Raw genomic sequence first — 25,159 nt, 5'->3', positions numbered from 1 at the left:
TTAGCGAGCCTAAGCGATACATTCGTGCACGGAGTAAAAAGCGCCCCAACCCAACTCGGCGACATCACAAAAATCAGCCAAACCCAAATGCTAAAACGCGTGAAAAGCCTAAAAACCATCACCCAAGATGCCCTACACACCACCACCCAAAAAGGAATCAAGGGATTAGACAAGGTGGGTCAAACGGCGACCACAATGAAAGGCTCCTTAAGTCTACCACCACGAGAGAATCTAGCCTTAGCAGGTATGGGCAGCATCTCGCCCCAAGCCCCAACCAAAGTCGCACAAAGCACAAAAAGCATCAAAGATATCCTCCAGAAATTTGACGTGAACCTAAGTGGCAAAGGGAAACAGGCAGATGGTATAATAGAGAAAGTCAGTGGATTTACCAAAGCACAAAAAGTTGAGAATTTCCAAAATAGAATTGATGATATTAGAAATAAAATGCCTAATAATCCATTGAAAAAAAGAGGTAATATGGCAGTTGCTAATGTAAATATAAAAGGATTGCCAGAAGAGTTTGTAGCACACAGTAAAATTAATTCTAAACTTGATAAAGGTGCTGACATTGGGAAATTTTCTATATTAAAACCTGAAGAGGAAAGGATTTTTAAGAATTATGAACCTTCCGCATCAGGGGTAAATGGAACTAAATTTGATAGGTTTCATGATACAGAAGCTAAGATTCTAGAGGATATCGCATCTAAAATTAAAGATACAAATACTTCTGGTTCAATTAATTTGTTTACAGAGCTACCAACTTGTCAGAGTTGCTCTAATATAATTTTAGAATTTCGTAAGAAATTCCCTAATATTAAATTAAATATATATACTAAATAGAAGGAGTGAAAATTTATGGAATTGAAGTATGAAGAAATAAAAGAAGATTCTGCTGATATTTATGAAAGTTTGCATATAAATGCTAAATATACTCTAAAAGATACTTTCTATGCGTTTCTAAATGATTATGAATTAAATGAAAATTATGATATAACGGAAGAAACTTCACTATATGTAGCATTCTGTACATTATTGATTGATAAAGAGCAAAATTTTGGGTTTTTAAGAAATAAGTTAGCTAGTCTAATTTCTGATAAAAATTTAGAGAAAGTTAGGAATGATTTAACATTAGATGAGCAAGTTCAATTTTGTAGCGATGTTGATATTATAAAAAAAGCAATGAACATTGAACACTAAATGAAAAGTTTAAGTTACGTTAGAAGTAAAAATGTTAATCCTAGAAGACTATGAGGATTTTATTGAAGAAAAGTTCAATCCAATCTTGATTAGAAATAGCTATAAGTTTTGAAGATTCTGTATCGATGATGATAAAAGGAATAAAGTTTATGTCCCAGTTTAGATAAAAATTTTATACCAGACTATCTAGTAGAGAGGCATGGAAGACTAGCAAAACTTGAAGGATTAAATGAAGAAAAACATCAGCGTACGAATTGGATATCAATACTTTTTATTGATAGTCTAAAAGAATCTGAGCAACTCCCAGACAATTACATTTGAACATTGGTCAGAAACATGAAATAATCTGGAACAAACAATATTTTGCTGTTACAGCTTAATGCAAATACATAAATTAGCTAAGAAAGGTGGAGGACAAAATGACAAAATATGAATGGCGTAAAGCTGAAAAAGAACTTTATCTACCCAAAAACAAGCCGATGAAACTGATTGTGCCAGAAATGAACTATATTACGATTACTGGGAAAGGGGATCCGAACGAAGAAGCTTTTAGCGAACGTGTTGGAGCACTTTATGCGGCAGCGTATTTGTTTCGGATGCTTCCTAAAAAAGGTATCACAACAGAAGGGTATTTTGAATATACCGTTTATCCGCTTGAAGGAGAATGGACGACAAGCCAGCGCGATGATGGACCGCTTGATAAGCGATTATTTGAGTATCGGATTATGATTCGTCAGCCTCAGTTTGTAACGGCTAAGTTATTTGAAGAATTGAAGCCACGACTTGCTGAAAAAATCCCTGCTGCTCTTCTTACAGAATTGCGTTTTGAAACGATTAAGGAAGGGCCAAGCGTGCAGATGCTTCATATCGGACCTTACGACACAGAACCCGCTTCTTTTCAAAAAATGGAGGAGTTCTGTTTGGAAAATGATTGGGTGAGACAATCAAAAGATCATAAGGAAATTTATTTGTCAGATCCGCGAAAAACAGCGCCCGAGAAAATGAAAACAGTACTTCGTTTTAAAATAACAAATTAAACTGTCGTTATTTGCGGCAGTTTTTTTGTGAAATTAGACAAATACGTTTGGAAAAGGTATTCTTAAAAGGTGAAACCATTCTGTGAGGAGAATTTTTATGGAACCTATAGTAAGCGTTATCGTTCCAGTTTATAATGTAGAAAATTATTTGGAACGATGTGCGAAGAGCATTTTTAAGCAGACGTATACACATTTAGAAATTATTTTTGTTGATGACGGCTCAACAGACGGATCGGGTGCCATGTTACAAGCATTTTCGGACCCTAGAATCCGTGTGATAACACAAGAAAATGGTGGTCAGGCGGCAGCACGCAATGCGGGGCTTGATCAGATGACGGGCGATTATGTAATTATGGTCGATAGCGACGATTATATCGCGCCAAATTTAGTTGAAAAATGTTTGGAAATGGTTAAACAGACAGAGTCAGATCTTGTTTTATTTACTTCTCAAAATGTGAATCAAAATGGCGATATGCAGTATATACCACGGAATAGCGGGCATCTTTTAACAGATGCGGGAAGTGTTCCTTGGAATAAATTTTATAAAGCTTCTTTATGGGAAAAGCTCCGTTTTCCGATTGGCTATTGGTATGAAGATCTTGGCGTGGTGCCAGCTGTCGTTTTGCGCGCAAAAAAACCAGTGAAGATCGAGGATGCTCTATATTTTTACATAACGGACCGAGTAGACTCCCAGTCAAATTTGCAAGACGATACGAAATTTCTCGATGTCATCCCAATGCTTACAAATGTCGTAAACGAATTGAAGTCTCTTGGTATTTTCGAAGATTACAAGGCGGAAGTGGAAACACTTTATATGGAGCATTTAGTTTACCGAACAGTACTTCGAAAAATGATTTATTTGGAGGATGTGAAAAAGCGTAAAGAGGTACTTAAAACGATACGAGAAACGATGAACTCGCATTTTCCTAAGTGGGAGAAAAATGGGTACAGGTCTGGTAGCGGTTTGACTCGGAAGGTGAAATATTTGGCTGTTCGCTTGTATTTGCATGGTTTTGTACGTTTGGCTGATTTGGTTTGGAAAGTTCCGTTTGAAAAAAGAAGACAACAAACGGGTTTTTAAAAGGAGAGAAAAATGAAGGTTAGTGTGATTATTCCGGCGTATAATGTCGGGGAGTATATTGAGGCGTGCTTACATTCGGTGATGAATCAATCTTATGAAAATCTGGAAGTTATTGTGATTAATGATGGTTCAACGGATGACACTGGAGAGAAATTAGAGCAGTTGCGAGAGAAATATCCGCAAATGCAAGTGATTACAAAAGAAAATGGTGGGCTTTCTGCAGCGCGAAATGACGGCATAAATTTTGCGACGGGTGATTTTCTTGCGTTTGTTGATAGTGATGATATTATCGACCGAGATATGTATAAAAAGATGATGGCATCGGTGGAAATTTCTTGCGCAGATATTGTCACGATTGGCGTGGCTCGTCTTGCTGGCGAAGATGTTTACCGTTCGGTGCTACATGAACATTTTATGCAAACGGATAAATTCGATACGACAATTTTTGAAACGCCAGAGCTTTTATTTGACACGACGAGCTGGAATAAAATTTACCGTGCCTCTTTTTGGAAAGAGGAAAAACTAACATTTCCAGTAGGGAAAACGTATGAAGATATTCCTGTTGTAATTCCTGCCTATTTAAAAGCAAAACATGTCAACATCTTGAAAAATGTCGGTTATTACTGGCGTCACAGAGTTTCAGGCGATAAATCTATCACACAACAAAAAAATAATTTGCGTATGGTGCGTGACCGATTAGATGCGCTAAATGTTTGTGATGATGTTTTCCATACGATTCAAGATAACGCACTACACTATAAAAAAGAGCAGAAATATCTTGAAATCGATCTTTTCTCAATGATTGAATGGCTTTTCTTGGCTAAAAAGGAAGACTACCATACCGTACAAAAATGGGTTTCTGCCTACATGAAAAAAAATCTTCAAACGAGCGCAATGGAAACACTCCCAAAAACCAAGCAAAAAATGTTCCGCGAGCTTACTAAAAACGCGCATCTGCGTTTCCAAATTGCAAGCCTCGAATGGTTTGTGCGCAAGGCTTTTAAGCGGGTCCTAGGAAAAAGTTGATTAAAAGGATGAAATATTCATCCTTTTTTGTTGACAAGAAAAAAAGTTGTAACTACAATGGTTACAAAGGGGTGAGAAAATGGCCATTTCAACACGTTTTAGCGTCGCTGTGCATATTTTGACACTTATTCATTTAAATCGCGACAAACAAATTACATCAGATTTTATTGCGGAAAGCGTTGGCACAAACCCGGTCGTCATTCGAAGAATCATGAGTCGTTTGAAAAAAGCTAATTTATTGCACTCAAAACCTGGTATTGGTGGCACCTATTTGGCGAGAGAACCGAATGAAATTAGTCTTTACGAAATTTATGTAGCAACTTTAGGTTCACAAACGATTTTTGACATCCACCAAAACCCAAATCCAAATTGTTTGGTTGGTGCTAATATTCAAGATGCGTTAAATGAAACTTTTCAAACAGCCCAGCAAAAGATGGAAGCTGAGTTAAAGCAAGTTACACTAGCAGATATTAGTGTAGAGGTGACAACAAAGGCAAGCCCAAAATAAAGGTTTGCCCTAAAAATAATATTTATTGTAACTAATTTGGTTACAAAATTAGGAGGAATAAAAATGAAAGTAGCAATTATCGCGGCAAGTGGTAAAGCTGGAAAGCAAATTTTAGAAGAAGCGGTTCGTCGCGGGGTGGAAGTGACAGCCATTGTTCGACATAAAGAAAAAATATCAAATCCGAACATTCGAGTTTTAGAAAAAGATTTATTTGATTTAACTTTTGAAGATATTCAAGACCAAGACGTCGTGGTTGATGCATTCAACGCCCCGTTCGGTCAAGAAGAACTGCATGAAACATCGTTAAACTACTTAACATCCCTTTTAAAAGGAAAACCGAATCGGCTACTTGTCGTCGGAGGAGCAGGTAGTTTATATGTAGATGAAACTGAAAAGCTGCGCCTTATGGATACACCTGATTTTCCAGTAGCCTTTTTGCCGACTGCAAGCCATATGGGGAAAGCTTTTGATGCATTGAAACAGGAGTCAGAAGTAAACTGGACTTATATGAGTCCGTCTGCTTTCTTTAATCCAGATGGTGAGGGAACTGGAAATTATATTATAGGGGAAAACAAGCTTTTAGTTGATAAAGCAGGGCAAAGCGAAGTGAGTTATGCAAACTTTGCTAAGGCGATGCTTGATGAAATAGAAGAACCGAAACATCTCAAGGAACGTATTACAGTGCGAAACAAGTAAATCGAGTTTCTACTATATAAATAATTGCTAGCGAAATATTGGGCTTTTTAAGAAAAGTTAAATTAGGCTAGAGAAGGATTGCTTTTCATTATAAATTGACGTATTGTGTAGTCAGGGACGGGGAACGGAAAGGTGTGAGGCACGATTGCGAAAAAAAATGAAACGAAAAAAGAAGCGTCAGCTATTTATGACCTTAGGTGTGTTCATCGGTCTCATTCTAATTGGTGTCATCGCATCTTTTATACGAGAAGCATACTTAGATTTAACAGCGCCAGAACCTGCTTTTAATACAAAAGAAGAGAAGTTTATCAATCAGCTTTCAAAACATGCTCAGGAAATTCAGAAAGAGCATCAAATTTTAACGAGTGTGACTCTTGCGCAGGCAATCTTGGAATCAAACTGGGGGGAGAGCGAGCTTGCGGTTCAAGCGAATAATTTATTTGGTGTGAAAGGAAGAGCGGGCCAGCCAGTTGTAAATATGACAACGAAAGAATTTACGGACGGGCAATGGATTGAAATTCAAGCTAATTTTCGTAAATATGCCAATTGGAATGAATCACTTGATGACCACGCAAATTTATTTCTAAATGGAACTTCTTGGTCAAAAACAAAGTATCACGGCGTTATTTCTGCCAAAAGTTACAAAGAAGCAGCGGAAGAAATTATGAAAGCAGGCTATGCGACTGATCCAGAGTATGCTAGCAAATTGGTGAATATTGTAGAAAAATATGATTTGCAGCTTTATGATCATATTCAAGATCAACTTTTTTCTAATAAAAAAATTTCAAAAGTGGCTGAGGTAAGTACAAACGAGCATATAACGGTGTGGACGGTACCATACGGCCTTGTTGGTGCACAAAAAGTTGAAGATATTCAATACTATAGTCGTGATCAATTGCAACTTGTTCAAGTTGCCCAAACGAGCAGTGGAAAATGGTTTCAATTTGGAGTAGATGATCAAGTCATTGGTTGGATAAAAGCAGATTATATTACGCTAAAATAGGAGAAAATAGCGAACAACGCTATAAATAGTTTGTCTTATTAGTAGGAACTTAGACCTATCCGCACCCTTTTTTTACAAAAAAAGAAAAATATTTTGAGGAAGTAAAGCACTTAACGCCTAAGTGTTTTATTTTTTTGTCATCTTTGTTACTTAAAAGAAATATATATTACATAAAAGTTTTGCTAGAATGAAGTGGTTGCTAAGAAAGAACACACGTTTTTATAATTCAAAAAGACAAGGATGTGCAAAATTCATTATGCTACATATTGCAAAGAAGCACTTGCTTAAAGTGGGGTTAATCAGTTTTTCAATTACTGTAATGGTCCTTCCTGTGCAAGTAAAGGCTGATGCTAGCCTCACTACTTCCTCGCAACAAGCGTTTATTAATGAGATTGCGCCGCACGCAGAGATCGTACAGAAGGAAAACGGTATTCTGGCAAGTATTACAATTTCTCAAGCTATCCTCGAATCAAACTGGGGAAAAAGCGAGCTTGCGCAAAAAGGGAAGAATTTATTTGGGATTAAAGGTTCTTATAAAGGGAACTCCATTGTGATGGGAACAAGGGAACATGATGGTACTTCTTACGTTGGAACAAGTGCAGGATTTAAAGCCTACCCGACATGGTATGAATCATTAAATGATCATGCGACATTATTTGTGAATGGTCCAAGTTGGAATAAAGATTTGTATAGTAGTTTAATCAACCAAACTGATTATCGTCTTGCGGCTAAGGCGTTAGATCACACGGGCTATTCAACGGATCCTAATTATTCCAAAAAATTAATAGAAGTCATTGAAAAATTTGATTTAGATAAGTATGATACGTTAAATACGATGTATGCTGAAAAAACATCTGATAAAATTTTCCATGCGTTGGGGCAGGTGAAAACTGGAAAAACTGTAGATATTTGGAGTAACCCAAGCGGTACGAAAGATGCTGTATTAATGGCAAAACTTTCAGATGGTGTGAGCCCTAAATTTGAGATTAAACGTGAAGTCAAAATTGCGAACAATCAAATTTGGTATCAAGTAGAACTTTCTAATTTTGTAAGTGGCTGGATAGAAAGTGATAAAGTCGAAGTATTATACAGTTCAGAGAGTCATTCTCCGCTTCGATATAAAACGGTCTCGTTGTTTGATTATTCTACAAACGAAACGACAATTGCATCACAACAAATATTCAATCCATCGGAAATTGCTATGACTTATGAGAAAGAAAGACATCATCAAGTGATAAGTATGATACCACTTTTAAGAAACGAAACTTTTTCAAGTGCATTATAAAAATAAAAGCTGAAAATTAGGAAATTTACTTCACTCCTAATTTTCGGCTTTTATGCTTATCTATCCCTTTTTGCCATTTTTCTGCTATAATACGGAATAGAAAGTATGAATGAAGGAGGGTTTTTTTTTGGACGAGCAATTAAAGATGTTAAAAGATTTAACAGATGCAAAAGGCATCCCAGGAAATGAACGCGAAGTACGACAAGTATTTGAACAATACATTGCGCCTTTTGCTGACAAAATGACACGTGATGGACTAGGAAGCAGTATTGCGATTCAAAAAGGTTTGGAAGACGGACCGAAAATTATGATTACAGGGCATCTAGATGAAGTTGGTTTTATGGTGACACAAATTGATGATAACGGATTTATTAAGTTTCAAACAACAGGTGGTTGGGTGCCACATGTCATGCTCTCACAAAAAGTAACCGTTGTGACTCGTGATGGAGAAGAAATTATTGGTGTCATTGGTTCTAAACCGCCTCATCTAATGACAGCAGCTGAACGTCAAAAGTCATTTGATATTAAAGAAATGTTTGTTGATGTTGGTGCAAAAGACAAAGCAGAAGCCGAAAGTTTTGGAATTAAACCAGGGGATATGATTGTACCTGCTTTTGATTTTACAGTCATGAAAAATGAAAAATACCTTTTGGCTAAAGCGTGGGATAATCGGATTGGCTTAGCCATTGCGATTGAAGTATTAAAAAATCTAAGGAAAGAACAACATGCGAATATCGTTTATGGTGTTGGTTCGGTTCAGGAAGAAGTTGGGACAAGAGGTGCTAAAACGTCAGCACACTTCATACAGCCAGATATTGGTTTTGCCGTAGATGTTGGTATTGCTGGTGATACACCAGGGATTAAGCCGACAGAAGCCCAAAGTAAAATGGGTGAAGGGCCACAAATTGTCATTTATGATGCAACGCTTGTTAGTCATGCTGGTTTACGAAATTTCGTCACAGATGTTGCAGATGAGCTTGGTATCCCTTATCAATTTGAAGCAATTCCAGGCGGTGGGACTGATGCGGGGCCAATGCATTTAACAGGAAATGGTGTTCCTTCTTTACCAATTACAATTGCAACGCGCTATATTCATTCGCATTCTTCTATTTTACATCGTGATGATTTTGATGCTGCGGTCAAACTGATTACAGAAGTAGTTAAACGACTCGATAAAGATAAGGTTAAAGAAATCACGTATCAAAATTAAATGACACAAAATAGACATAAATTGCCTATTTATTAATTTATTGAAATTGATATTGAGTCTTTTGGACTACTAGCATGAAGAAGCATTTACTATATTTGTTTAGTAAAACCACTTTTATGTTACGAAAATGTTACAAGGAGCGGTGTATGGATACAATACGGTCGACAAAAAACGAACGCGTAAAAAATTGGAAGAAATTGTTCACCACAAAAGGACGACAAAAGTCCAGAACATATATGGTAGAGGGATTTCATTTGGTGGAGGAAGCACTTCGACAAGATGGACTTGTCCAACAATTGATTATCTCGGAGGAAGTATATGTGCCATTTGAATGGTCAAAGGAGATAGAAACGTTTTACGTGTCAAAAGAGGTCAGTCATTTTCTTAGTGAGACTAAAACGGAGCAAGGTATCTTTGCGGTTGTGAATATGATGGCAGCAGATATACTTCTTTTATACGGGAAAAAGCTTTTGTTAGTTGACCGTGTACAAGATCCTGGAAATGTAGGGACGCTTATTCGGACGGCGGATGCTGCGGGTTATGATGCGGTTGTGCTAGGACGTGGTTGCGCTGATTTATACAATCCAAAAGTGATTCGTAGTGCTCAGGGAAGCCATTTTCATATTCCAGTTATTCAGGATCAATTACTTGTGTGGATTGGTCGTTTGGAAGAGGAGGGCGTACCTATTTTCGGTGCATTTCTTGATGAGCAGGCAAAAGTTTATGATACCATTTCGCGCCAAGAAACATTAGCGCTCATTGTTGGAAATGAAGGTAGTGGCATTTCAAATGAGGTAGAAGAACGTATTCATGAGAAAATATACATTCCCATTTTTGGCCAGAGTGAATCCTTAAATGTGGCGGTTGCGGCTGGGATTTTAATGTATCATTTACGGAAATAAAATAGACGTGCCAAATTTTAAATCAATTTGGCACGTCTATTTTTGTTTCGCTAATGAGGACTGGGGAGAGGGCTTTTTTGACACTTTTAATGTAGTGATTTGTACTACCCCAATCGAAATTGAAAATGGAGTTGTCTGAACTTCCGGTTGAAATGGCTGTGACTTCAGAATTGCCGTGGAAATTATGGATGGTAATAAATAAAGCGGCACGATGGCTTGCACGGAAATAGTATTTTTCATAAGCTAGAGTGGCAAGCTTTTTTCCGTCAGCAAATGAGCGAATCTCATCAAAAATAGGTGTAGCTGCGGATTGCGAAAGTTTAATCATGGCCATTGTTTCTTCGACAGAGCTTTTAACAACATAGCGATGACTTGGCATTTGCGTTCATCCTTTCACCTTGCTTACTTTTATTGTAGACCCAAAAATCATTTTTTTCAATGTTGAATTGAAAACTTACTAAAAATAAGTAAATTGATATTAATTAGTTACTTTCTGTGTGGTTTTGTGATACAATAGCTCTGAGGTGAGAGTTATGAATGAAGCACACAAAGTTTGTCCGAAATTTGAGTCTGCTTTCCAACTCCTTGGTAAACGCTGGACAGGGTTAATCATCAATGTCTTGCTTACTGGTCCAAAGCGCTTTAAACAAGTCGCGAGTGAGATTCCGCAAATGAGCGACCGCGTACTTGCAGAACGTTTAAAAGAACTGGAAGAAATGGAAATCGTGACACGTCACGTTTATCCCGAAACTCCTGTTCGAATTGAATATGATTTAACAGAAAAAGGCCGGGATCTTAAAGAAGTCATGGGACAAGTTCAGTGCTGGGCAGATAAGTGGATTGCACTTGAGAAAGTGGAAAGCTAATGCGATAATGAAAGACGTAACGATGGTTATGTCTTTTATTTTGTTTAAAAAAGGAGAAAGATGATGAGAAGAGGGATTTTCATTGCGCTTTCGGTAATTTTGGCTCTGACACTCGTCGCCTGTTCAGACGGTGGAGCAAAAACGGAAAGTGCGGATACAATTTCGGTTTCGCTACATGTGACGAGGAATAGTGGCCTGGACGTGGTGGGGACAAAAAAGGTGAAGGTAGTTTCTGGCAGTACCGTGTATGATGCTATGAACAAGAACTTTAAACTAAAAGATACTGACGGGTTTATAACAACTATCGAAGGTGTTTCGCAAAATGAATTAAAAGGGCTTTACTGGATGTATGAGGTGAACGGGGAAATGGCGACTAAAGGTGCTAAAGAACTGAAACTTAAAAATGGTGATGAAGTGAGTTTTGATTTGCATGAAGCTAAATAATGAGTTTGAGAAATTACGGCTTACGGATGTAAAAGTCATCACGCTTATGGCGATTTTAGTAGCTCTTACTGTTTCCGGGAGGCTTTTATTTGCTTTTATTCCAAATGTTCAGCCTGTGACAACGCTTGTCATTTTAGTGACGCTATTAATTGGTTTTCGTTACGGCGCGATTTTTGCGACACTTGTCATGATTAGTTCAAACTTGATTTTAGGTATGGGGATTTGGACGCTTGGACAAGTTGCTGGTTATCTTTGTATTGTTGCTTTAACAGCAACTGTTATTCGCCCGCACTTTGATAAAATCCCGTTTTGGCAGATGCTTTTATATGTTTTTTTTACTGGATTTTTGTATGGCTTCGTTCAAGGACTGTTCATTGCACCGCTTTACGGGTTTCAATATTTTCTTGCTTATTACGTATCTGGTTTACCGTTTGATTTTCTTCACGCCACTGGAAATGCGGCGTTTTATGCTATTCTTGCGCATATTCTTTTACCGCTAATTGATAAGTGGCTTATAAAATATACTTGAATTCACACGAAGTTCCCTCTATAATAGAAAGTAATTAAATAAGACAAAGACAATGACGGAGACAAGTAACTTTGTTTTACTGGACAGGGAGAAGTGGCCAAAGACTGAAAGCCATTTTGCGTGTAAACTTGGCGAAAATTTCAGCTCCACGAGTCGCTGCCGGGATTTTTTGAAAGGCAGATCGGTGTTTAGCCGTTATTTCAATGAAGGTGGAAATGTTTGGCATTTCTATTAGGGTGGTACCGCGAGCAAAATCTCGTCCCTTTGTGGATAGAGGTTTTTTATTTTTGTCTAAAAACGAAAAGGAGTGTTTTTAAATGCTAGAGCAACTGCAAACTTTGGAAAAAGAAGCCGTTTTGGCTGTGAGCGCGGCAACAAATTTGAAAGAGTTAAATGATTTGCGCGTCAAATATCTTGGTAAAAAAGGACCGATGACTGAAATCATGAAACAAATGGGAAAGCTATCCAATGAGGAGCGCCCACTTGTCGGAGCAAAAGCTAATGAAGTACGAACAAAAATTAGTGAGGAAATCCAAGAAAAACAAACGCTTTTAGAAGAGGAAGCTGAGGTGGCGCAACTCGAAAATGAAACCATTGATGTGACACTTCCAGGGACAAAAGTAACGCTTGGCGCAACGCATTTGCTTTCGTCGGTCATTCGTGAGCTTGAAGATATGTTTATTGGGATGGGCTATAAAATTGCTGAAGGACCGGAAGTTGAGCTTGATTATTACAATTTTGAAGCGCTAAACCTTCCAAAAGGGCATCCAGCACGTGATATGCAGGATAGCTTCTATATTACAGAAAATACGCTTTTACGGACACAAACGTCACCCGTCCAAGCGCGGACGATGGAGAAACACGACTTTAAAAATGGGCCGATTAAAATTATTTGCCCAGGAAAAGTTTATCGTCGCGATAACGATGACGCCACACATTCGCACCAGTTTACTCAAATCGAAGGGCTTGTTGTTGGGGAAAAAATTACGTTTTCCGACTTAAAAGGGACGCTTACGATTTTAGCGAAACGGATGTTTGGTGAGGAGCGCGAAATTCGTTTGCGTCCAAGTTTCTTCCCGTTCACTGAACCGTCAGTTGAGATGGATATTTCTTGTTTTTCTTGCGGCGGTGAGGGTTGTCGTGTTTGTAAAGGCACGGGATGGATTGAAATTCTAGGTGCAGGTATGGTTCACCCGCGCGTTCTTGAAATGTCGGGCATTGATTCCGCGCGCTATAGCGGCTTTGCATTCGGGCTTGGCCCTGAGCGTGTGGCGATGTTGAAATACGCAGTGGATGATATTCGTCATCTTTACACGAATGATTTACGGTTTACTAAGCAATTTGCCACGAAAGAAATGGGGGAATAAAAATGCTAGTTTCTTATAATTGGGTAAAGGAATTTTTCCCAAATTTATCTTTAAATGCGGACGAATTAGCGGAGGCAATTACACGCACCGGTATTGAAATTGAGGGCGTTGATTATTTAGATGCCGAGTTAAAAAATATTGTTGTCGGGGAAGTTAAGACGTGTGAAAAGCATCCGAGTGCGGATAAGCTGAATAAGACAACGGTTTTAGTTGGCGACGATGAAATTGTGCAAATCATTTGCGGGGCACCGAATGTAGCGGCTGGACAAAAAGTCATTGTGGCACGTGTTGGGGCGCGCTTACCAGGCGGCTTGAAAATTAAACGCGCGAAGCTTCGTGGTGAAGTTTCAGAGGGTATGATTTGTTCCTTGCAAGAGCTTGGTTTTGATAATAGTGTTGTACCTAAAGCATATCAAGACGGTATTTTTGTTTTACCAGATGATGTGGTTGTAGGGGCGAGTGCGGTGGAACTACTCGGTCTAAATGACGCGATTCTTGATATGGCGATTACACCAAACCGGGCCGACGCTTTAAGCATGACGGGGGTGGCGCACGAAGTTGGAGCGATTGTGCACGCGAAACCGGCGCTTCCTGAACAGCCTGATGTGTCAGAAGTGGGTTCGATTGAAGGCCGCATTTCTGTTGAGATTAAAGATGCGGAAACGACGCCTTATTATGCAGTGCGAATGGTGGAAGATATTGAAATTAAGGATTCGCCACTTTGGCTTCAAGTGATGCTCATGAAAGCAGGAATTCGCCCACATAGTAATGTTGTTGATGTAACAAACTACATCAATTTGCTTTACGGCCAACCGTTACATGCTTTTGATTATGAGAAAATCGGAAGTGAAGAAATCGTTGTGCGTCTAGCGACTCCTAGTGAAGAAATCACGACGCTTGACGGGCAAAAAAGAACGTTAAATGCGGGGCATACGGTTATAACGAATGGAAAAGAACCTATTGCCATTGCCGGCGTCATGGGTGGCGCGAGTTCAGAAGTATCAAATACGACAAAAACCGTTTTACTTGAAGGTGCAATTTTTGCAAGTGAGTATATCGGCCAAGCGTCCCGTGAACTGGGTATTCGTACGGAGGCGAGCATTCGGTATGATAAGGGAAGTGACGCATTCAAGGTGGAGCAGGCGCTTGCACACGGAGCTGCTTTAATTGCGCTTCTTAGCGGAGGGAAGATGCTTTCTGGTTCTGTTGAAGAAGATAACCGCGATGCGTATAAAAATGTTGTGACAACCACGTTAACGCGAGTGAATCGCTTGTTAGGTACGGCTATTTCAAACGAGGAAGTGCAAGTTATTTTTGAGCGTCTTGGATTTCTGGCAACCATTTCAGGTGACCAAATTGAAGTTAGCGTACCATCACGACGCTGGGATATTACGATTGAGGCGGATGTACTGGAAGAAATTGCACGAATTTATGGTTACGATAAAATTCCGGTGACGCTACCAGAAACGGCGACTGCAGGTAGTCTGACGCCCGCTCAAACGCTTAAGCGTGAACTGCATGATGTCTTGCAAGGGGCCGGCTTAAATCAAGCGCTCACCTATTCATTAACTTCAGAAAAAGAAGCAACTCGGCTCGCTTTATCAAAAGAGCGTGTTGTAAGTCTTGCAATGCCGATGAGTGAGGAACGTAGTAAACTTAGAACGAGCATTATTCCTGGGCTTTTGCATGCGGCAAGTTATAATGTGGCGCGTAAAAATACAGACGTCGCACTGTACGAAGTTGGAAACGTATTTTACGGCACAGAAGGCGATGCATTACCTACCGAAGAGGAGCATCTTGCAGGCCTTATAACGGGCAACCGTGTGCAACCTGACTGGCAAAAAGAGACAAAACCTGTGGATTTCTTTGTATTAAAAGGCATACTGGAAATAGCGCACGAGCGTTTAGGGTTAAAAGAGCCATTTCGTTTTGAGAAAATGGTCAAAGAAGAAATGCATCCTGGGCGCACAGCGCAAGTGTTTTTAGGCGATGTGTCCATCGGTTTCATTGGTCAAATTCATCCAGCGCTTCAAAAAGAATATGATTTAAAAGAAACGTACGTATTTGAGCTAAACTTAGAAGCTGTTATTAAAGCGGATAAAAAGAAAGTGATGTATGAGACGATTCCGCGCTATCCTGAAATGACACGCGATATAGCGCTACTTGTGTCAAAAGAAACAGCGCAAAGTGCTATTTTAGATGTTATTTTAGAAAATGGTGGCAAATTGCTCCGTGCTGTGGAATTATTTGATATTTTCGAAGGGGAAAATATTGGGAAAGATAAAAAATCAATGGCCTATACACTCACTTATTTGGATCCAGAGCGAACGCTTATCGAAGAAGAAGTTACGGCGGCAAATCAAAAAGTGATGGCGGCTTTGACCGAAAAACTAGGCGCAGTGATTCGTTAGTTATAAAAAGTTGCAGGAAATATTTCTGCAACTTTTTTGTATGCAATTTCACAATGTTCAGCTATAATGGATTAAGGAATTTCAATAGAAATGAGGATGAAGAATGGCATTTGTGGAACTAAAAGATGTGTACAAACGTTACGAAATGGGCGAAACGACGGTTGTTGCAAACGATGGTATTAATTTCCAAATTCAAAAAGGTGAATTTGTCATTATTGTTGGACCTTCTGGCGCTGGGAAATCAACGGTTTTAAATATACTTGGTGGTATGGATTCGGCGGATGAGGGTGCTATCATTGTGGACGGGGTGGACATTGGCACTTATTCGGCGAAGAAATTGACGGGTTACCGAAGAACGGACGTTGGTTTTGTTTTTCAGTTTTACAATTTGGTGCCTAATTTAACGGCAAAGGAAAATGTGGAGCTTGCAGCGCAAATTGTACCCGGTGCTTTAGACGCAGAAAAGGTTTTAATGGATGTTGGTTTGGCGCATCGTTTGGACAATTTTCCAGCGCAACTTTCAGGTGGTGAGCAGCAGCGTGTTGCGATTGCACGAGCACTTGCGAAGGCGCCAAAATTACTTTTATGTGATGAGCCGACTGGCGCACTTGATTATGAAACGGGGAAATCGGTATTAAAACTATTGCAAGATACGTGTCGTGAAACAAAAACAACGGTCATAGTTATTACGCATAATTCTGCGATTACACCGATTGCCGACCGTGTTATTGAAATCAACAATGCAAAGGTGCGAGACATTCGAGAAAACAAAAATCCAGTATCGATTGATAGCATCGAGTGGTAAGGAGGATTTTTGTGAATAAAAAAGCTTTATGGAAAGATATTTGGCGCGAAGTATGGAAAACAAAAAGTCGTTTCTTCTCAATCTTAGCTTTAATCATGCTAGGGGTTGCATTTTTTGCTGGTTTAAAAGCGACTGGGCCAAATATGCTATTAACAGCAGATCAGTATTATACGGACTACAACCTGACAGATGACATCGTTCAATCCACTTATGGTTTGGATGAAACGGATGAGGCAGCGCTAAAAGAGGTACCAGGCGTTAGGCGAGTTGAAATGCAATACACTGCAGATTTACTTTTGAAGCAAAATAAAGCGGTGATGCGCCTTTATTCATATACCGAAGCGCAAAAGATTAACCAATATCAAGTAGAAGCTGGTCGCCTCCCTAAAAAGTCGGGTGAAGTTGCACTTGATGCGACAAAGGCGATGAAAAAAGACTTTAAAATCGGAGACGAGATTACTTTTGTTAAAAATAATGGCGCCAAGCCAAACGATACGCTAAAGCGTAACACATACAAGGTGGTCGGTTTTGTGAACACGCCCATGTTTATTGAAACGAGCGGGCGTGGAACAAGTTCAATTGGAAAAGGGAAGACGGATGCCATTGCCGTTGTGCCAAAGCAAGATTTCAATATGCCAGTTTATACACAGGCCAATTTGACATTTACGAATACGTCTTTTGAAAAGGCTTTTTCAGATGCATATAATGATGCAGCAGATACGAATAAAAAACAAATTGAAAAGGTCTTAGATGACCAAATAGATAAACGTTTTGCTAAAGTCCAAAAGGAAGCAGAAACTAAAATAGCTCTGGGCGAACAAAAGTTGCGTGATGGACGTGCTGAGCTAGCAGAAAACCAAGCAAAACTAAATGAGGCAAAGCAGGAGATAGACAGTGGTTTTTCTACGTATGAAGCTTCGAAGGCAAAATTTGATGCGCAAATGGTTGCGAGTACGAGTGAACTTGCGGCAGGGCGCGAAAAATTGCGCATTGTACAGCAAAATATAAAAGATGCCAAGGCGAAAATCTCAACGGGTGAACTGGAAAGCGAACAAGCGCGGGCAAAACTTACGGCCACAAAGTCCCAACTAGACGCTTCGCAAGTCGAACTCGGTGAAAAACGTAAGTCGCTTAGTATGCTCTATGGGCAGGAATTTATTGCGGCAAATCAAAAGTTGACGACAGAGCGGACAAAATTAGATGCAGCAGAAAAAAAGCTAGCGACGAAGCAAGGTGAATTAAGTGAGGCAAAAGTGAAACTTGCAGCTTTTGAGAAGGAATATGCGGCAGGTGTTGCGGAATTAAATTCTGGCGACGAAAAACTTCGTGCTGGGCGTGAAGCGGGTGAGCGCGAATTAAATGCTACTCTTGCGAAATTAAATGCTGGTCAGATCGAATATGAAGCGAATTTGGCGAAGTTTAATACGGAAAAGAAAAAAGCGGAATCTGAAATGGCAGATGCTGAACAGAATTTGCAAATTGCGAAGGAAAATCTGGCGGATATAGCAAAACCGAAATATTATGTACTTGACCGTTCTAGTTATCCGGGTTACAACGAATATTACGAAAACACAGAACGCTTGACGTCACTTTCCACAGCTTTTCCTGCTTTCTTCTTCCTAATTGCTGCGCTCGTTTGTTTGACAACAATGACGCGCATGGTTGAGGAGCAGCGAACGTTTATTGGGACTTACAAAGCGCTCGGATACAATAATATGGATATTATGAAGAAGTTTCTTGTTTATGGTTCGCTCGCTAGTTTGGTGGGCACGATTATGGGGCTTCTCATTGGCTTTCAATTATTCCCAAATGTTATTTTTAATGCTTACGGGACGATGTATGAAATGCCTCCTATTGAAATTACCTTTTATCCAAGCTATAGTCTCATTGCACTAATTGTTGCACTTGTTTGTACAACTGTAACGGCCTTTGTTGCTTGCTATGCGGAACTAAAAGCAAGTGCAGCCACACTAATGCGTCCGAAGTCACCTAAAAAAGGAAAGCGCATTTTACTTGAGCGAGTCACGCCAATATGGAAGCGAATGCGTTTTTCTGACAAAGTAACTGCACGCAACATTTTCCGTTATAAGCAGCGTATGCTGATGACAGTTATCGGGGTTGCGGGTTGTACGGCACTTATTTTGACTGGTTTTGGTTTGCGCGACTCGATTAGTGATATTGCAACGCTTCAATACGGCAACATTATGAAATACGATGCACTTGTTTCGCGAGATACTACGGCAACGAAAACGCAAAATACAGAATATGAGAAACTAATGGAAAACACAAATATTGCTGAACGGAAAAAAGCTGCCCTTCATGCCATGGATGCGATTCAAAAGGGGAGAAATCAAAGCGTTAACGTAACCGCATTTGAGTCGACAACTGATCTAGCTGATTTCATTGTTTTACGCGACCGGAAAACACACGCTTCTTTGCCACTTTCAAATAATGGTGTCGTAATCACGGAAAAGCTTGCGGATTTATTTGATTTACAAGCTGGGGATACGCTAGTCGTTCGAGATGCAAATAATGACGAACATCGAATGAAAGTAAGCGGAATTACCGAAAATTATGCCGGACACTATGCGTATATGACAAAATCCTACTACACGAAAATCTTTCATGAGGAGCCAAAATACAACACCGACCTACTAAACCTAAAAGATACGTCACAAAAAACCGAGAATCTTTTTGCAGAAAAACTCATTGATGATGGTGCTGCACTTCAAGTCACCTATTCAAACACGATTAGTTCGCTACTAACAGATACATTAAACAGCTTAAATGTTGTAATGGTCGTATTAATTGTTTCAGCAGCAATTTTAGCCTTCATTGTGCTGTACAATCTGACAAATATTAATGTTTCTGAACGAATACGTGAACTATCAACCATTAAAGTACTAGGCTTCTATCCAAAAGAAGTGACCATGTACGTCTACCGTGAGAATATCATTTTAAGCATGATGGGGATTTTAGGCGGCTTTGTATTAGGCTTTTTCTTACACCAATATGTGATTACAACTGCAGAAATCGATAATATGATGTTTAGTCCGACAATTAGATGGCCAAGTTATTTGTATTCTGCCATCTTGACCCTTGTTTTTTCCACAATTGTTATGCTTGTCATGCATATGAAACTCAAACGTATTGACATGATTGAAGCATTGAAATCAGTAGAATAAAGAATGAGCTGGCCCATTTTGCGCTAGCTCATTCTTTTTATTTTACTTTTTAAAAGAAGTAGCGTATATTAAATTTAGTTCAGGGGGTGAATCATTATGGATGAGAAGCAAATTAATCGTTTTGTAAATAGTTACATGCGTACATATATTTTTGCTTTTAAAAAAGTAAATCAAGCGATTGAAAATGTTCATTTTGAACAGAAAACGATTTCTGTTGAGCAGTTTTTCGTTTTGCGAGAGCTCGCGCAAAACGGGAATACAAGCGCAACCGAACTTTCAAATTCATTGAACGTAAATAAAAGTGCGATTTCTGCTAAAATTCATAATTTAGAGGAAAAAGGTTTCCTCGTGCGCACTGAAAATCCTACCGATCGACGTGCGATAATGCTTCATATTTCAGAAAGTGGGAATACTATTTTTAAACTGTGCGAAATGGAATTGAAGAGCCTTGTTTATAAGTGGTTGCAACAACTTGGTGATGAGGACGCGGAATTGTTTATGAACTTATATGATAAAGTGATTGATTCAGTTGTTATGACGCAGGTAAGGAGGGAAAAAGTATGATGAATTGGGTCATGAAATTAAGATGGGGCATCTTGGTCGCTTGGATTGCTGCAGCAGCTATCTTGATACTAGTTGCACCAAGTATGCCAGATCTTGTTCGTGAAAAAGGGGAATTAAAACTGCCAGACGGCTACCCGTCGACCATGGCAACAGAGCTTCAGAAAAAGCATAATCCAGATCGTAAAGGGGAAGCTTACATCGCCGTTTATACATCAGAAACAAAACTTACAAACAAAGACTTTGATAATATTGAAAAATCACTGGACTCAATCAAAGCGGATAAAGAACAGTTACACGTCACCGAAGTTCTTGACAGTTTTGATACGCCAGAATTAAAGGATCAATTTTTATCGAAAGATGGCAAGACGCTTGTCGCAACTTTGACGGTCGACGCAGGCGACACACCGGTAAAAGAAATTCGTGCTGATTTAGACAAAAAAATGAGTGTAAAAGGTGTTGACACGTATTTAACGGGTAATGCGCTCATTCAAGAGGACGTTGTGCAAGGTTCAGAGGATGGTTTACATAAAACAGAAGGTATAACCGTAATCTTTATCCTCGTCGTGCTGTTTCTCGTGTTCCGTTCAGTTATCGCTCCGTTCATTCCACTTGTAACCGTTGGAATTAGTTATTTAGCGGCGCAAAGTGTAGTTGCTTTTCTCGTGCAATACTTAAATTTCCCGGTTTCTACATATACACAAATCTTCATGGTTTGTATTATGTTCGGGATTGGAACCGATTATTGTATTCTCTTGATGAGTCGGTTTAAAGAAGAGGTTGGTAGTGGACTTTCTGTTCGCGAAGCCGTAATCGAAACTTACCGTACAGCTGGGCGAACGGTGATTTATAGTGCCATTGCTGTTCTTGTCGCCTTTCTTTCCCTATACTTTGTACAATTTGACTTATATCGCTCAGCGGTTGCTGTTGGTGTTGGTATCATTGTACTTATGCTAGCAATATATACGCTCGTACCATTTTTCATGGCGACACTTGGGCGGCACCTTTTCTGGCCGCTTAATAAAAATATTGAGCATAAAGAAAATAAACTATGGGGCGCTGCTGGGACTTTAGCATTTCTACGACCATTTGTTGCATTACTTATCGTTGGGCTTATTACAATCCCACCAATCATTATGCATACGGGCGAAGAGAGCTTTAACTCCCTTGATGAAATTAGCGATAAATATCCATCCAAAAAAGGCTTTGAGATTGTATCAGATAGCTTTGGCGCAGGTCAAGTAGCTCCAACACAAATTTATCTAGAAAATGACGATAACATGAAAACGAGCGAATATATCGCGTTAATAGAAAACATCTCGGCAGACCTCGCTAATTTAAAAGGAGTCGACATGGTGATGAGCGCCTCACGGCCGGCTGGAAAACGGCTTGATGATTTATATGTAAAAAATCAGGCTGACGCACTAAATCAAGGTGTCGGAAAAGCAAACGACGGCATTGGTGAAATCAAAAATGGGCTTGATGAGGCGAGCTCCGAGATGAGTAAATCGGGGCCGGCGTTAAATTCCGCCATTTCAGGTGTCGATGCACTTCAATCAGGAACAAGCGAAACAAAAGCGGGCGTATCTAAACTTGAAAGTGCTTTAGTGCAAATCCAATCCGGAATTGAGAGCGGCGCAAGCGGAGCAGGTGAACTCGAAGCTGGTGTTAAAACGGCGCGTTCAGAGCTTACGAAACTTCAAAATGGGCAAACGCAACTTTTAGCTGGTTACAAGGAAGTTCAGGCGAATTTGCAGAAAATCTCGGATCAACTTTCCAGTATGCAAAACACAGACGGTTCAGCGATTGATACCTCTATGCTTACAAATCAAATTAAAAAAATTGGTGACTCACTTCAAGCATTTGCAGCGGCACACCCACAAGCGGCTCAAAATCCGGAATTTAATCAACTGGTTCAAGATGTACAGGGACTAGAAACGGCTGGAACTCAGTTTAAATCGGAAATCGGGCAGCAGATGGCACAAATTAAAACGCAAATGGAACAATTGAATGCAGGCATTGCCGCGCTTTCAGATGCGATGCAACAACTGAACGCGCAGTCTGAACAGATTTCAAACGGACTTAGCCAGTTTAATAGTGGTTTGGCGGCAATTGAAACGGGTCTCTCTAGCCTCGAATCAGGCCTAAATCAAGCGGCAGCGGGGCAGGAACAAGTTGTCAGTCAGATGCCGCAAATTGAATCAGCGCTCACTCAAATTGAACAGGGGCAAGGAAGTTTGAAAGACGGCTTTTCAAAAATGAGTGGACAAATTGGTCAACTTTCGACTGGATTAGAAGCGAGTGTTAACGGACTTAACGAAGTGCAAAACGGGCTTACAAGTGCAAGCGGGCTTGTTGGTGAATGGGCTGAGGCACCGTACTCGGAGTCAGGTGTATTTGTCCCTGATGCGCTTCTTCAGGATGAAACGTATGAAAGAGCGCTAAGCCAATATATTTCTAGTGACGGGAAACTTGCGACAATTAATGTCGTATTAACGAAAAACCCATATTCCAATGCGGCGATGGATTCCATTGATGATATTAATGCACAACTAGATGCAAGTTTAAAAGGCACAAAATTAGAAAATGCGAATATTGGTATTGGAGGCATGACAAGTACAAACTATGATACGCGTGATATGTCAACAGCTGATTATCATCTAGTAGTTATTTTAGTTCTCGTCAGTGTTTTTGTGACCCTAGTCATTTTACTCCGTTCGCTTGTGATGCCACTTTATCTTGTCGGCTCTATCGTGCTAACGTATTACGCAGCGCTTGGCTTTACGGAAATTATTTTCACAAGAATTTTTGATTACAACGGCCTAACATGGGCGACGCCATTCTTTGGCTTTGTCGTGCTCGTTGCACTTGGGATTGATTATTCCATCTTCCTTATGAGTCGTTTCAACGAATATGCAGGTATGCCTATTAAAGATCGTATGATTTTGACGATGAAAAATATGGGCGGTGTTATTTTCTCTGCGGTCCTCATTCTAGGCGGAACTTTTGCTGCGATGATGCCCGCTGGTGTGCTTTCGCTTCTTGAAATTGCGACAGTCGTCTTAATTGGGCTTATCCTATACGCCTTTGTCGTCTTACCACTATTTGTTCCGGTCATGGTCAAACTATTTGGTCGTAGCAACTGGTGGCCGTTCATACCGACAAAAGGTGAACGACACGAAGAACGTTAAAACAAAAGCAAAAATCAAGCTGAGAGGTCATTTTTAGAATGGCTTCAGCTTGATTTTTGCTTTTTAATTTGGCAACATGTATCTATTTTAGCTATAATAAAAAGAATAAAACAGATAGATGGAGGCATAAAATATGATTCAACTGGGAAATGATTGGGATGAACTTTTAGACAGCGAGTTTCAAAAAGAGTATTACTTAAGACTCCGCGACTTTTTAAAATATGAATATGGTTCGCGGCAAATCTATCCAGATATGTATTCAATTTTTAATGCGCTCAAATATACGTCTTATGCTGATACGAAAGTTGTCATTTTAGGTCAAGACCCGTACCACGGCGCGAATCAGGCGCATGGGCTTTCTTTTTCCGTACAAAAAGGAATTCCTACTCCGCCGTCACTACAAAATATTTATCTAGAGCTCGAGCAGGATTTAGGTTGTTTGATTCCAAATAATGGCTATTTAAAACCGTGGACAGATCAAGGCGTACTTTTGTTAAACACTGTTTTGACTGTTCAGGCAGGGCGAGCAAATTCGCATCATAATCGCGGATGGGAAGTGCTAACAGACAAAATCATTGAACTTTTAAATAAAAAAGAAGACCCCGTCGTTTTTATACTTTGGGGAAAAAATGCAAAACAAAAACAAGCCGTGCTCACAAATCCGAATCACCTCATACTCACAAGTTCGCATCCAAGCCCGTACTCAGCGAACTATGGCTTTTTCGGGTCTAAACCGTTTTCCAAGACGAATCAATACCTCACCCAACACGGCGTAACGCCAATAAACTGGCAGATTCCAAACCTATAAATTTTGCCTGATTTCTTCATAACTTAGCGAGTCGCTTTGCTTTTTCTGTGTTGGCAAAATGTTTTTTCGTATATTTTTCCAAAGTAGCTTCTCCGTATGTTTTAATAATTTGAGCAGCAACTTGGTCAACTTTTGCGCCAGCGCCTTTTGTAAGAGGTGTGTGGAGTTCCTGCTCCATTTCTTTAAATGCTTCGACAAACTTATAGCGCGCGATAATCGATGCGGCAGCGACCGATAGATGAAGGCCTTCTGCTTTGGTGGCGAAATAAACATTTTCACGAACGACATCTTGTTCTTTCGCTAAGTAGCGATAGTAGGTGTTTTTTTCGGCAAATTGATCGATTAAAATGGCTTCTGGCTGTTCTGGCCACATGCGACGCAAGACATTCCCAAGCGCTCGGTTATGTAGCATGGCTTTCATCTGCCCTTGATTCATTCCCGCATCGATGAGTTCATTATACTTTGTGTTTGGACAAAGCAGGACACTATGCGAGATAATAGGCATGATTTTTTCGGCAATACGGCAAATTTCAGGATCTTTCATTGCTTTTGAGTCTTTAACACCAAGCGATGTGAGTAGTGGCATTTGTTCTTTCTTCACATAAGCCGCACAAACGGTAATCGGGCCGAAAAAATCTCCCGTGCCGACTTCATCAGAGCCTAAAACATTTTTTTGTGCAAAGCCAGAAGGTAACGGATTGGTCGCTACTTTAGGCGCTTGTTTTGAAAGCGTCTGCCCCCATTTTGCCGCTTCATTTTCACCGCCTGCTCCTTGAAACATGACTTTTCCCGATTTATAGGCAGTTATTGAAACACTTCCTTTTTTTGCAGAAAAAACTGCGCCAGGAGGGAGTTTTGCGTTAAGATGTGTAGCGTATACCCGTTTCATCTCCGCTAATTGATTGGTTGCTACTTGAATTACTGTATTTGCGATAAGTCTTCTTCCTCTCACATTTGGTCAATCGTATTGTAACATAATTTGAAGGACACCAAAACAGTTTTAAGACTAGAGGCTGATTATTTAGAAATTAGAAGCAATGCCTTTTC

23 protein-coding genes and 1 other annotated feature are annotated in these 25,159 nt (G+C 39.8%); of the genes, 21 read left to right on the top strand and 2 right to left on the bottom strand.

Going from position 1 to position 25,159, the window contains the following annotated elements; translation table 11 throughout:
* The 11 genes from R8923_RS02685 to R8923_RS02635 form a co-directional block, all read left to right on the top strand.
* A partial coding sequence (locus tag R8923_RS02685) for a deaminase domain-containing protein (protein WP_485871203.1) occupies window positions 1-840 on the top strand: 840 nt, incomplete at its 5' end.
* Window positions 841-855: 15 nt separating this feature from the next.
* On the top strand, window positions 856-1,197 hold the full coding sequence (locus tag R8923_RS02680; protein ID WP_485871202.1) for a hypothetical protein: 342 nt from the start codon (window positions 856-858) through the stop codon (window positions 1,195-1,197).
* 419 nt (window positions 1,198-1,616) lie between these two features.
* Window positions 1,617-2,234, top strand: a complete 618-nt coding sequence (locus R8923_RS02675) for a GyrI-like domain-containing protein (RefSeq protein WP_485871201.1) — start codon at window positions 1,617-1,619, stop codon at window positions 2,232-2,234.
* Window positions 2,235-2,331: 97 nt separating this feature from the next.
* The gene (locus tag R8923_RS02670) at window positions 2,332-3,315 is read left to right on the top strand and encodes a glycosyltransferase family 2 protein (protein WP_485871200.1); all 984 of its coding nucleotides are present in this window, start codon (window positions 2,332-2,334) and stop codon (window positions 3,313-3,315) included.
* 12 nt (window positions 3,316-3,327) lie between these two features.
* Window positions 3,328-4,341: a glycosyltransferase family 2 protein gene (locus R8923_RS02665; RefSeq protein ID WP_485871199.1), complete on the top strand. Its 1,014-nt coding sequence runs from the start codon at window positions 3,328-3,330 to the stop codon at window positions 4,339-4,341.
* 79 nt (window positions 4,342-4,420) lie between these two features.
* Complete coding sequence (locus tag R8923_RS02660) at window positions 4,421-4,849, top strand: Rrf2 family transcriptional regulator (RefSeq protein ID WP_485871198.1); 429 nt, start codon at window positions 4,421-4,423, stop codon at window positions 4,847-4,849.
* Window positions 4,850-4,912: 63 nt separating this feature from the next.
* A complete protein-coding gene (locus R8923_RS02655) occupies window positions 4,913-5,545 on the top strand; it encodes an NAD(P)-dependent oxidoreductase (protein WP_485871197.1) in 633 nt (210 codons plus the stop codon).
* Window positions 5,546-5,690: 145 nt separating this feature from the next.
* A complete protein-coding gene (locus R8923_RS02650) occupies window positions 5,691-6,548 on the top strand; it encodes a glucosaminidase domain-containing protein (protein WP_485871196.1) in 858 nt (285 codons plus the stop codon).
* A 256-nt stretch (window positions 6,549-6,804) separates the two neighbouring features.
* Window positions 6,805-7,833, top strand: coding sequence for a glucosaminidase domain-containing protein (locus tag R8923_RS02645; RefSeq protein WP_485871195.1), 1,029 nt, complete (start codon window positions 6,805-6,807; stop codon window positions 7,831-7,833).
* Window positions 7,834-7,960: 127 nt separating this feature from the next.
* Window positions 7,961-9,043, top strand: coding sequence for a M42 family metallopeptidase (locus tag R8923_RS02640; protein ID WP_485871194.1), 1,083 nt, complete (start codon window positions 7,961-7,963; stop codon window positions 9,041-9,043).
* A gap of 146 nt (window positions 9,044-9,189) precedes the next feature.
* Window positions 9,190-9,945, top strand: coding sequence for a TrmH family RNA methyltransferase (locus R8923_RS02635; RefSeq protein WP_485871193.1), 756 nt, complete (start codon window positions 9,190-9,192; stop codon window positions 9,943-9,945).
* A gap of 22 nt (window positions 9,946-9,967) precedes the next feature.
* Here the strand turns inward: R8923_RS02635 and R8923_RS02630 are convergent, their stop codons facing one another.
* Window positions 9,968-10,324 (bottom strand): DUF6054 family protein, encoded by a 357-nt coding sequence (locus R8923_RS02630; protein WP_485871192.1) that lies wholly within the window; start codon window positions 10,322-10,324, stop codon window positions 9,968-9,970.
* Between the two features lie 154 nt (window positions 10,325-10,478).
* Here R8923_RS02630 and R8923_RS02625 point away from each other — a divergent pair, with 154 nt between their 5' ends.
* The 10 genes from R8923_RS02625 to R8923_RS02580 all read left to right on the top strand — a co-directional run bounded on the left by R8923_RS02625 (window position 10,479) and on the right by R8923_RS02580 (window position 24,112).
* The gene (locus tag R8923_RS02625) at window positions 10,479-10,811 is read left to right on the top strand and encodes a winged helix-turn-helix transcriptional regulator (RefSeq protein ID WP_485871191.1); all 333 of its coding nucleotides are present in this window, start codon (window positions 10,479-10,481) and stop codon (window positions 10,809-10,811) included.
* A 63-nt stretch (window positions 10,812-10,874) separates the two neighbouring features.
* Window positions 10,875-11,255 (top strand): DUF4430 domain-containing protein, encoded by a 381-nt coding sequence (locus R8923_RS02620; RefSeq protein WP_485871190.1) that lies wholly within the window; start codon window positions 10,875-10,877, stop codon window positions 11,253-11,255.
* Window positions 11,242-11,784, top strand: coding sequence for an ECF transporter S component (locus R8923_RS02615; protein WP_485871189.1), 543 nt, complete (start codon window positions 11,242-11,244; stop codon window positions 11,782-11,784). The genes R8923_RS02620 and R8923_RS02615 overlap by 14 nt, the downstream gene beginning before the upstream one ends.
* Before the next feature lie 43 nt (window positions 11,785-11,827).
* Window positions 11,828-12,051, top strand: a binding site (T-box leader).
* A 50-nt stretch (window positions 12,052-12,101) separates the two neighbouring features.
* Complete coding sequence (gene pheS, locus R8923_RS02610) at window positions 12,102-13,151, top strand: phenylalanine--tRNA ligase subunit alpha (RefSeq protein WP_485871188.1); 1,050 nt, start codon at window positions 12,102-12,104, stop codon at window positions 13,149-13,151.
* A gap of 2 nt (window positions 13,152-13,153) precedes the next feature.
* Window positions 13,154-15,562, top strand: coding sequence for a phenylalanine--tRNA ligase subunit beta (gene pheT, locus R8923_RS02605; RefSeq protein ID WP_485871187.1), 2,409 nt, complete (start codon window positions 13,154-13,156; stop codon window positions 15,560-15,562).
* A gap of 103 nt (window positions 15,563-15,665) precedes the next feature.
* Complete coding sequence (locus R8923_RS02600; RefSeq protein ID WP_485871186.1) at window positions 15,666-16,367, top strand: ABC transporter ATP-binding protein; 702 nt, start codon at window positions 15,666-15,668, stop codon at window positions 16,365-16,367.
* Window positions 16,368-16,378: 11 nt separating this feature from the next.
* Entirely contained in the window at window positions 16,379-19,552 is a 3,174-nt protein-coding gene (locus R8923_RS02595; RefSeq protein WP_485871185.1) for an ABC transporter permease, read from the top strand.
* Window positions 19,553-19,648: 96 nt separating this feature from the next.
* On the top strand, window positions 19,649-20,116 hold the full coding sequence (locus tag R8923_RS02590; RefSeq protein WP_485871184.1) for a MarR family winged helix-turn-helix transcriptional regulator: 468 nt from the start codon (window positions 19,649-19,651) through the stop codon (window positions 20,114-20,116).
* Window positions 20,116-23,304, top strand: coding sequence for an MMPL/RND family transporter (locus R8923_RS02585; protein WP_485871220.1), 3,189 nt, complete (start codon window positions 20,116-20,118; stop codon window positions 23,302-23,304). Before R8923_RS02590 ends, R8923_RS02585 begins: the two co-directional genes overlap by 1 nt.
* 133 nt (window positions 23,305-23,437) lie before the next feature.
* Window positions 23,438-24,112 (top strand): uracil-DNA glycosylase, encoded by a 675-nt coding sequence (locus R8923_RS02580; RefSeq protein WP_485871183.1) that lies wholly within the window; start codon window positions 23,438-23,440, stop codon window positions 24,110-24,112.
* A gap of 16 nt (window positions 24,113-24,128) precedes the next feature.
* On the opposite strand, the gene rnhC is transcribed toward R8923_RS02580, so the two are convergent.
* Complete coding sequence (rnhC, locus tag R8923_RS02575) at window positions 24,129-25,046, bottom strand: ribonuclease HIII (RefSeq protein ID WP_485871219.1); 918 nt, start codon at window positions 25,044-25,046, stop codon at window positions 24,129-24,131.
* Between the last annotated feature and the right edge of the window lie 113 nt (window positions 25,047-25,159).

Source organism: Listeria tempestatis (assembly GCF_963575625.1).
Taxonomy (GTDB): domain Bacteria; phylum Bacillota; class Bacilli; order Lactobacillales; family Listeriaceae; genus Listeria; species Listeria tempestatis.
The sequence above is the reverse complement of the archived record's forward strand: the minus strand, read 5'-3'. Positions and strand labels throughout refer to the sequence as shown.

Bases quoted from the DNA above. Each gene is read 5' to 3' on its own strand.
- R8923_RS02580 (WP_485871183.1), top strand. From the start codon at position 23,438: ATGATTCAACTGGGAAATGATTGGGATGAACTTTTAGACAGCGAGTTT.
- R8923_RS02655 (WP_485871197.1), top strand. From the start codon at position 4,913: ATGAAAGTAGCAATTATCGCGGCAAGTGGTAAAGCTGGAAAGCAAATT.
- R8923_RS02675 (WP_485871201.1), top strand. From the start codon at position 1,617: ATGACAAAATATGAATGGCGTAAAGCTGAAAAAGAACTTTATCTACCC.
- R8923_RS02670 (WP_485871200.1), top strand. From the start codon at position 2,332: ATGGAACCTATAGTAAGCGTTATCGTTCCAGTTTATAATGTAGAAAAT.
- R8923_RS02665 (WP_485871199.1), top strand. From the start codon at position 3,328: ATGAAGGTTAGTGTGATTATTCCGGCGTATAATGTCGGGGAGTATATT.
- pheS (WP_485871188.1), top strand. From the start codon at position 12,102: ATGCTAGAGCAACTGCAAACTTTGGAAAAAGAAGCCGTTTTGGCTGTG.
- R8923_RS02585 (WP_485871220.1), top strand. From the start codon at position 20,116: ATGAATTGGGTCATGAAATTAAGATGGGGCATCTTGGTCGCTTGGATT.
- R8923_RS02660 (WP_485871198.1), top strand. From the start codon at position 4,421: ATGGCCATTTCAACACGTTTTAGCGTCGCTGTGCATATTTTGACACTT.
- R8923_RS02630 (WP_485871192.1), bottom strand. From the start codon at position 10,324: ATGCCAAGTCATCGCTATGTTGTTAAAAGCTCTGTCGAAGAAACAATG.
- R8923_RS02620 (WP_485871190.1), top strand. From the start codon at position 10,875: ATGAGAAGAGGGATTTTCATTGCGCTTTCGGTAATTTTGGCTCTGACA.
- R8923_RS02590 (WP_485871184.1), top strand. From the start codon at position 19,649: ATGGATGAGAAGCAAATTAATCGTTTTGTAAATAGTTACATGCGTACA.
- R8923_RS02600 (WP_485871186.1), top strand. From the start codon at position 15,666: ATGGCATTTGTGGAACTAAAAGATGTGTACAAACGTTACGAAATGGGC.
- R8923_RS02615 (WP_485871189.1), top strand. From the start codon at position 11,242: ATGAAGCTAAATAATGAGTTTGAGAAATTACGGCTTACGGATGTAAAA.
- R8923_RS02635 (WP_485871193.1), top strand. From the start codon at position 9,190: ATGGATACAATACGGTCGACAAAAAACGAACGCGTAAAAAATTGGAAG.
- R8923_RS02625 (WP_485871191.1), top strand. From the start codon at position 10,479: ATGAATGAAGCACACAAAGTTTGTCCGAAATTTGAGTCTGCTTTCCAA.
- R8923_RS02645 (WP_485871195.1), top strand. From the start codon at position 6,805: ATGCTACATATTGCAAAGAAGCACTTGCTTAAAGTGGGGTTAATCAGT.
- pheT (WP_485871187.1), top strand. From the start codon at position 13,154: ATGCTAGTTTCTTATAATTGGGTAAAGGAATTTTTCCCAAATTTATCT.
- R8923_RS02680 (WP_485871202.1), top strand. From the start codon at position 856: ATGGAATTGAAGTATGAAGAAATAAAAGAAGATTCTGCTGATATTTAT.